8 protein-coding genes are annotated in these 8,488 nt (G+C 67.2%); 7 read left to right on the forward strand and 1 reads right to left on the reverse strand.

Features of this window, described 5'->3' with window-relative positions; translation table 11 throughout:
- The first annotated feature begins 10 nt into the window (after positions 1–10).
- The 7 genes from ABD116_RS23620 to ABD116_RS23650 all read left to right on the forward strand — a co-directional run bounded on the left by ABD116_RS23620 (position 11) and on the right by ABD116_RS23650 (position 7,545).
- Entirely contained in the window at positions 11–1,243 is a 1,233-nt protein-coding gene (locus ABD116_RS23620) for an MFS transporter (protein ID WP_343974142.1), read from the forward strand.
- Positions 1,240–2,217, forward strand: coding sequence for a TolB family protein (locus ABD116_RS23625; RefSeq protein ID WP_343974145.1), 978 nt, complete (start codon positions 1,240–1,242; stop codon positions 2,215–2,217). Before ABD116_RS23620 ends, ABD116_RS23625 begins: the two co-directional genes overlap by 4 nt.
- Before the next feature lie 603 nt (positions 2,218–2,820).
- Positions 2,821–3,174: a hypothetical protein gene (locus tag ABD116_RS23630; RefSeq protein ID WP_343974148.1), complete on the forward strand. Its 354-nt coding sequence runs from the start codon at positions 2,821–2,823 to the stop codon at positions 3,172–3,174.
- A 299-nt stretch (positions 3,175–3,473) separates the two neighbouring features.
- Entirely contained in the window at positions 3,474–5,006 is a 1,533-nt protein-coding gene (locus tag ABD116_RS23635) for an alpha-L-fucosidase (protein ID WP_343974150.1), read from the forward strand.
- A gap of 69 nt (positions 5,007–5,075) precedes the next feature.
- The gene (locus tag ABD116_RS23640) at positions 5,076–5,573 is read left to right on the forward strand and encodes a SigE family RNA polymerase sigma factor (RefSeq protein ID WP_343974153.1); all 498 of its coding nucleotides are present in this window, start codon (positions 5,076–5,078) and stop codon (positions 5,571–5,573) included.
- Positions 5,573–6,496, forward strand: coding sequence for a PASTA domain-containing protein (locus ABD116_RS23645; RefSeq protein ID WP_343974156.1), 924 nt, complete (start codon positions 5,573–5,575; stop codon positions 6,494–6,496). Before ABD116_RS23640 ends, ABD116_RS23645 begins: the two co-directional genes overlap by 1 nt.
- 20 nt (positions 6,497–6,516) lie before the next feature.
- Complete coding sequence (locus ABD116_RS23650; protein ID WP_343974159.1) at positions 6,517–7,545, forward strand: DUF4037 domain-containing protein; 1,029 nt, start codon at positions 6,517–6,519, stop codon at positions 7,543–7,545.
- 57 nt (positions 7,546–7,602) lie between these two features.
- Here the strand turns inward: ABD116_RS23650 and ABD116_RS23655 are convergent.
- On the reverse strand, positions 7,603–8,488 hold an 886-nt coding region (locus ABD116_RS23655), incomplete at its 5' end, for a hypothetical protein (protein WP_343974161.1).

An 8,488-nucleotide genomic window follows, 5' to 3' on the forward strand; every position in this document is an offset into this window, starting at 1 on the left:
GGCCGGGCTCATGTATCTCGCCGAGACTCGCAGTAGCAGCCCTTCGAAACAGACCGGCCGCCTGTGGCGCCGGGTGCCGGCCAACGTGCTGGCGCTCGGCGTGGTCAGCCTGGTCACCGACATCTCGTCGGAGATGGTGACGGCGATCCTGCCGCTCTACCTGGTGATCGGGCTGGGCCTCAACCCCTTGCAGTTCGGTCTGCTGGACGGGCTCTATGCCGGGGCGACCGCAGTACTGCGACTCGTCGGCGGGCACGTGGCCGATCGCTGGCGGCGGCTCAAAGCCGTCGCCGGCATCGGCTACGGGCTGTCAGCGGTCTGCAAGCTCGGGCTGCTGGCGGCCGGCTCCTCGGTCGCGACGATCGGGGGAGTGCTTGCGATCGACCGGGCCGGCAAAGGTATTCGTACTGCGCCTCGCGACGCGCTGATCTCGTTGAGCACTGAGCCGGCGAAGCTGGGTCGCGCGTTCGGTGTGCATCGGGCGCTGGATACGTTTGGCGCCTTTCTCGGGCCGCTGGTGGCGGCTGGGGTGTTGTGGGCCAGTTTGGGCGACTTCGACGCGGTGTTCGTGGGCAGCTTCTGCATCGCTTGTTGTGGGGTGCTGCTGTTGGTGTTGCTGGTCAAAGATCATCCGCGGCCGGGGCCGGCTATCGCTGTGCCGTTGCGAGGGATGCTTGGGTTGTTGAGCATCAAGGCCTTTCGCCGGTGTTGTGGGTGGGCGGCGATGCTCGGGTTGGTGACTATCACCGACTCGTTTGTCTATCTGGCGTTGCAGCGGCGGTGGGAGGTCAGTACGGCGCTGTTCCCGCTGCTGCCGATCGGTACTGCGGGGACGTTCTTGTTGCTGGCTGTTCCGCTGGGGCGGCTGGCTGATCGGGTCGGGCGATGGAAGCTCTTCCTGGCTGGGCACGGGGCACTGGTGCTTGCGCTGCTGTTGCTGTGTGGGCCGGTGAAGAGTCCGCTGCTCGCGGTGGTGGCGTTGGGGTTGCATGGCGCCTTCTACGCGGCCACTGACGGAGTACTGCCCGCTGCTGCTGGGCCGTTGCTGCCTGAGCACTTGCGGGCTAGTGGGTTGGCGCTGCTCCAGACGGGGCAGGCGTTGGCTCGGATGGTGTCGGCGGTGTTGGTCGGTCTGGTGTGGACGCTGTGGGATCTTCGGCCGGCGTTGCTGGCTACTACGGCGGCTCTGTTGGTGGTCACGCTCGCGGCTGCGGTCGTCCGGCCTTGGGAGGAAGCGCGATGAAGAAGATCCTCACGGGTGTGATCGGCGTTCTGTTGCTGCTCGGGGCCGGGACGCTGTACGTCGTACAGGCGCGTGGTGGCGGGCCGGCGGTCAACGCGCGGCCGGTGGTGTCGGGGCAGGTGGCTGTTGCTCCGGGCAACTTGTACTTCCGGAACCTGGCGTCGGGGCCGGATGAGGGGAAGCTGGCGGTGGTACCGGTCGGTGATTCCGCTGGTCCACGGCAGGTCGGGGAGTTGCATTGCGATCGGTTCGCGACGGCTCGTAGTACGAGCATCTGTCTGCGGTTGAAGCCGGGGTCGCTGCCGCCGCTCACCGAGATGCTCGCGCTCGGGCCGGATCTGAAGGTCAAGCACCAGGAGACCCTGCCCGGTACGCCGAGCCGCGCCCGCGTCTCACCCGACGGGAACATCGTCAACTGGACCGTCTTCGTCACCGGCGACTCGTACTCCGCGACCGGCTTCTCCACCCGCACCGGCCTGTACGACCTTCGCACCCGGACTCTGCTCAAGAGCATCGAAGAGCTCCCGGTCTTCGTCGACGGCAAACGCTACTTCGCCTCCGACATCAACTACTGGGGCATCACCTTCACTGCCGACAGCAAGTACTTCTACGTGACGATGGGCAGCAAGGGAAAGACACACCTGATCAAGGCCGACTACCAGGGCTACCGAGGCGACGCCGTCGCGTCGAATGTCGAATGCCCGTCGCTCTCCCCGGACGGCCGCCGAATCGCCTACAAACAAAAGACTCCCGACGGCACTTGGCGCCTGGCAGTGCTGGACCTGACCACCCACCAAATCACCCACCCTGCCGAAACCCGCCCGATCGACGACCAGCCCCTCTGGCAGAACAACACCACAATCCTCTACGCCCTCCACCACGACACCACCTCCGACATCTGGTCCGTCCCCGCCAACCCAACCGGCTCCCCAACCCTCCTAGTCCCCGACGCCTCCTCACCCGCGGTCCGCTGACCCGCCGTAGCAGACCAGCAGACCGGCAGGCCGTTCGATCGGAAGACCAGCCGGTCGGTTTTGGTTGCTGATGGTAGGTAGCGGTCGTCAGTGCACGCGTAACTCGGCGGGTAATCGCTTGCCTCGGCGTGTTGGGGTGGTTGGTGGGGGTTGTGCGTGCGTGGCGGTGCCGGGGTTGGTGACTTTGTGCTCGGTGTGAGTGGATCCGTCGCTGGGGGGTGCTCAGGTGGGGCATTAGGTGCCTCGGGCAACTGGTTTGGGAGGGTGGCGGGAGTGTTTTGGCTCAGTCGCCGGGCGGCTGGCGGCGGGTGAGTGGTGGGGGCAGCGTGGGCGGGTCGGCTGGCGGGTTGTTCGGCCGCTGGTGTCCTACAGGGTGGTAGTGGGCGAAGTAACGGGGTTCGTTGGCGGGGTTGTGGCGCTGGCGCGATGGTTAGTGCCGACGGCTGCTTGTGGGTGACTCGATGGCAGGGGCGCAGCGGCGTGGCCGGCCATCGGCAACCAGCCATCCAGGCCACACGCTCGCCATCGGGAGCCACCGATCCGCAGCGCCCTCGCAGTCGGCGAACCTGAGTCCGGAGCAGGCCGCGCGGCTAGGGTTTGTGGGTGGATGGGTTGCGGCTTCGGACGCTCGAGCTGGCTGATGGGCCGGTGTTTGCACGCTGGGGGTTGGATCGGCGGTTCTGTGAGGTGGCTGGGTGGCGGCTTGATCGGTCGTTGGCTGGGCATGAGGCGCATTGGCGGCGCGTGATTGTGGAGCCGAAGGTGGGGCAGTTGCGGTTGGCGGCTGTGACGGGTGGGGAGTTGGTGGGGTACGTCGACCTGGCGGGGAGTGAGGTCGGGCGGCGAGAGTTGGGGTATGTGGTGGAGCGGGTGGGGGCTTGGGTTGGGGAGTGCGGGGGCTCGGCTGGGGCTGGAGTACGGGGTCGGTGTGCTGGGGTCGGGGGAGATTCGGGCTGAGGCGCTGGATGCCAACGGTTGCGTCGGTGCGGATTCTGCGGTCGCTGGGGATGACCGAGACCGGGCGGGGGGAGGACGACTCGTTCCTGGGGGAGCCGAGCTTCTATCGGAGGTTCCGGATCAGCGCGGGCGGGTGAGGGTTGCGACTTTGGTCGTAGGGCGGGGTCGGCCGGGTGGCTGGGTGGGGTGGGCTGTGGGTGGATTCGCTCGGGGGCTGGGCGCTGGCACGGTGTTGCCATGGTCAGTGAGGTTCAGGCGAAGAGCAGGAAGCGGCATCAGGTTCGGCGGTTCTTCGGGCGGTGCTCGTGGTGGTGGTCGCCGTCGTGTTGGTGTTCGTGGTCGGGAGTTACGTCTGGAGCTGGCGGGATGGGCGGAAGGCTGAGATGACTACGTCGGGGCCTTATACGGGGGACCTCGAGTCGTTGGATAGGCATCCGTTGCCTCGGTGGTTCGCGGATGCGAAGTTCGGGGTGATGATCCATTGGGGGTTGTACTCCGTACCGGGGTACGCGCCCAAGGGGACGACGTTCAACAAGTTGCTCGAGACGCAGTACGGCGACGCGATGACGCACAACCCGTATGCGGAGGACTATGCGAACGCGATGAAGGACCCGGACTCGCCGACGGCCGCGTTCCATCGCGAGCACTACGGGGATGCGGCGTACAGCGACTTCACCGAAGAGTTCGATGCAGGGCTGAAGCGTTGGGATCCGGATGAGTGGGCGGCGCAGTTCAAGGCGGCCGGCGCGGCGTATGTGGTGGTGACGGCGAAGTACGCCGACGGGTATTCGATGTGGCCGACCGCGGTGCGCAATCCGCATGCGCCGGACTTTCACGCCAAGCGGGATCTGATGGGTGAGCTGGCGACGGCTGTCCGCAAGCAGGGGTTGAAGTTCGGCGTCTACTACTCGGGCGGTGTCGACTGGACGTTCCAGCCGAAGGTGGTGAAGACGCTTGGTGATTACGCCTACCTGCCGTACGGCGCGGAGTACCGGCAGTATGCGATCGATCAGGTGCACGAGCTGATCCAGCGGTACAAGCCGGACATCCTGTGGAACGACATCTCCTGGCCGACCGGTTCGAAACGGTTGTACGCGCTGATGGCCGACTACTACAACACGGTTCCCGAAGGGGTGGTCGACGATCGGTGGAGCACGTCGTCGTTCAGCCGGCAGGTGCTGGGGCGGCAGCCGTTCCGGTGGGGGTTCGACCAGGTGATGAAGGGGGTGTTCCAGCTCCCGAACGCGGCCGACAGCGTCAGTACGCCGGCCGACGTACCGCACAGCGACTTCCGCACGCCGGAGTACGCCGATTTCGACACCATCCAGTCGAAGTTCTGGCAGCAGGACCGCGGGATCGGCGGCTCGTTCGGCTACAACCGCGAGGAGACCGAGGCCGACTACGCCAAGGTCCCCGAGCTGATCGACGCGCTCGCAAGCGGTGCCGCCAACAACGGGGCCCTCCTGCTCAACCTCGGCCCCAGCGGCGGCGAAGGCGAGATCGTCCCCGGCCAACTCAGCCGCCTCAAGGGAGTAGGCAGCTGGCTCCGCACCAACCAAGAGGCGATGACCGGCACCCGCCCCTGGACCCGCTCGACCGCCACCACCACAGCAGGCGACAAAGTCGTCTTCACCACCAAAGGCAACAACCTGTACGCCGTAGTCCTCGGCACCCCCAAAGGCGACATCACCATCAAGTCCCTGACCCTCCACGGCACCACCACCCACCAAGGCCGCCCAGTCCCCCTCACAGTCGCCAACGGCAACACAACCCTCAAAGCAGCCGCCGACGGCACCTACGCTCCCGTCTACAAGATCGCCGGCGGAGTCTGAAAGCCGGGGAACCTCTGGACCTGGCCAGGCTGTCTACTAGGTGAGAGAGCCTGGTGGAGCGGGGGAGATGTGGGTCCGGACGACGATTTCGGTGACTTTGTGGCTGCGCGCTGGGCGAGTTTGGTGCGGGCGGCTGTGTTGCTGGGGTGTTCCGTGGCTGAGGGGGAGGATCTGGTGCAGAGCACGCTGGAGCGGTGTTTGCTCAAGTGGGACAAGGTGCGGGTCGCGGAGGATCGCAACGCGTATGTGCATCGGGTGCTGATCAATCAGTTCGTCTCGTCCCGGCGCCGTCGCTGGACCGGGGAGCGTCCGGCGGCGGTGTTGCCGGAGGTGGCCGGCGCCGATCAGACCGAAGGGGTCGATGACTCCGACGCGGTGATGCGGGCGCTGGATCGGTTGACCAGCGAGCAGCGGACAGCGGTCGTACTTCGGTACTACGCGCATCTCAGCGAGCAGCAAATGGCGTCGGCTCTCGGCGTCGCGGCCGGGACGGTGAAGAGCCGGCTGGCCAGAGCGCTGAAGACGCTCGCCGAGGACCCGAACCTGGCAGAACTGCGAGGAATCTGATGCGCGAATCCCAGCTGGCCGAGCTACTCGAACGCGCCGGCGACCGGACCGTCGTCGGGCCGCCGCCGATCGACGCGATGCGGGCGGGCGCCGCCCGTCGCAAGCGCCGTCGTACCGCCCTGGTCTCCTTGGCCGCCGCGGCGACTGTGGTCGCGGCGGTCGGCGGAACCGCGCTGGTGGCGACCCCGGGCGGCGGCTCGGGGAAGGTGCCGGCTTCGTCCAAGAGCACGCCCAACCTCAGCAACCCGGTGCCGACGGCAATCAACGGCACGGGGACCAACGCAGTGCCGGCCGGGATGCGGCCGGCCGGCTTGGGGCATGTGGCGATCGCGGTCCCGCAAGGGTGGGGGACCAATCAGGTCCGCTGCGGAACTCCGCAGACGGACACGGTCCTGATCGACGGGTGGTTGACGCAGGCGTGCGCGTTTCCCCGGCCCGTCGGTGTGGACAGCGTCGAGGTGGGTGACGGCGAGCAGGAGCTGGTGTACAAGTACGGCTTCGAACCGGACGAGGAGTTCCAGATCGACGGGGTCAAGGCCCAACGGCAGCGGACGGCCTGCTGGACGGGTGGTGCCGGCGGTCCGCAAGTCTGCCGGGGGATCGTGCTCCTCCCGTCGACCGGGGTCTGGTTCTCTGCGGAGTCGACGACGAGTGCGGCCGAGGTCGATCGCATTCTCGGCCGGATCATGGTGCTGCCGGATCGGGTCGGCGTACCGGAGCAGCATGGCGTCTCGACGAAGGACGACGGCAGCTCCGGGCGGAAGTACGCCGATCTGCTGCGCGCACTCGGGTTGCGGGTCGAGACCAAGACCACGGACGCGCCGGGCTACGCGCCGGGCGAGCTGCTCAAGGTCGCGCCCTTCCCCGGCACGATGCTGCCCCAAGGGGCAACAGTCACCATCACGGTCGCCGCGAAGCGCTGATCCCTGGGAAAATGGAGCGTATGACTGACTTTGTTCCGGGACTCGAGCTGAGCCGACTGTTCTACGCCGAGGCGGTGCGGCCGATCCTGGAGTCGAACTTCCCGGTACTCCCGCACAGCGCGGCATTGATCGGGCGTGGGTCGGAGGTGCTCGGCTTCGACGACGAGGTGTCGACGGATCACGACTGGAAACCACGGGTGCTGCTCTTCCTGCGCGAGGAGAACCCGGCCGTCGCCGAGACGTTGCGGCGCGAGCTGCCCGCGGAGTACCGGGGCCGATCAATCGACGCGGCCGCACCCGGCGTACTCGGGTCGATCGGGGTGCACACGATCCACGGGTACTTCCGGGACACCCTGAAGGTCGAGATCCACGACGAGCTGACGGCCGAGGACTGGCTGACCTTCCCCGAGCAGACGCTGCGGACACTGACCGCCGGCGCGGTCCATCATGATGAGGCCGGACTGCAGGACGTCCGCGACCGGCTGGCCTACTACCCGCGCGACGTCTGGCTCTATCTGCTGATCGCGGGCTGGTGGCGGGTGCATCCGGAGATGAACCTGGTCGGCCGGACCGGCTCGGTCGGCGACGAGCTCGGGTCGGCGCTGATCGGTTCGCGGCTGGTCACCGACCTGATGCGGCTGTGTTTCCTGATGGAGCGGCAGTATGCGCCGTACTCGAAGTGGTTCGGTACGGCGTTCGCCCGACTCGACTGCGGCCCCGAACTCCAGCCGATCCTGACCGAGGTGCTCCGCGCCGGCACCTGGCAGGAACGCGAGCGCGCGCTCAACGCGGCGTACGAGAAGCTCGGTGCGATGCACAATGCGCTGGAGCTGACCGAGCCGGTCACCATCGGCGTCGAGCAGATGTGGGACCGGCCGTTCAAGGTCGCCTGGGCCGACTACCCAGGGCTGCTGGCGGCCCAGATCAAGGACCCGGCCGTGCTGAGCATCCTCGAGAGATGGCCGGTCGGCCCGGTGGACCAATTCCGTGAGCTGCTGTGGCGCCCGCACAACCGCACCTTGCTGCTCCGCGTCTTCGAGCAGGAATGACAGGAGCCCAGGTCAACCGACCTGGGCTCCTGCTGAAACCATTGCTTCAGGCGAAAGTCACTCGCCGACGAGCAGCGGACCGCCGCTGCCCGTGTAGAGGAAGTGCACCAGCGCGTCGTTGGTGGCCGGCGCGGTGCCGATCTTGTTGACGACCGTCTTCGAGCCGACCGCCTTGCCCATCGCGTACACGGTGACCGTGTTGGCGGTGTTGTCGAAGGCGCTCAGCATCGTGGCGTTGCCACAGCGCTGGGCGACCAGCTGGTCGAACTGCTTGAAGCCGCTCGCCCGGACCGCCTTCAGGGTGCCCTTGAACGTGCCGGTCACCGGAAGGTGGATCGTCCAGAGCGCGCCGGCCTTGGTGGTGGCCAGCAGGGTGTCGTACGTCGGGGCCGTGGCGATCACCGTGATCGCCTTGAACCCGTTGTACCCCGGGGCGTGCCCGGCGCCGACGACCGGACCGGTCGGTCCGTTGACGCGGTACCGGTAGAGCGAACCGTTGGTGTGCAGGCCGTACAGGAACGTGTGTTCCTTGGTCGTGCCCGGCACCCAGTAGTTGGCGCTCGTCAGAGTGGTGAATCCGCCGTAACCGCCGCCGAGGACCTTCGAGCTGACCTTCGGGGTCTGCGCGTTGTTGTAGTAGGTCTCGGCGCCCGCCAGCAGGTTGCCGCCTTGCAGAACGAAACCGGCCCAGTAGTACACGGTGTCCGACGGCTCCCAGTAGTACCAGCTGGAGCTGGCGCGGCCCGGGAACAGCTTGAACGGGGTGTAGTTGTGGACGTCGACCGGCCTGGTGGCAGTGACCCGGTAGGCGCTGTTCTTGGCGTCGGCGGTGATCGTGCCGACGTCGGTGACGCAGGCCGCGGACACGGCCTTCGTCTTGGGCTGCGCGTTCTGGGCCTGGGCCCGGCTGTGCGTCGGCTCAGGCTGGCCCTGGACCTCGGCG

Origin of the sequence: Kribbella koreensis (genome assembly GCF_039525325.1) — a bacterium.
Taxonomy (GTDB): domain Bacteria; phylum Actinomycetota; class Actinomycetes; order Propionibacteriales; family Kribbellaceae; genus Kribbella; species Kribbella koreensis.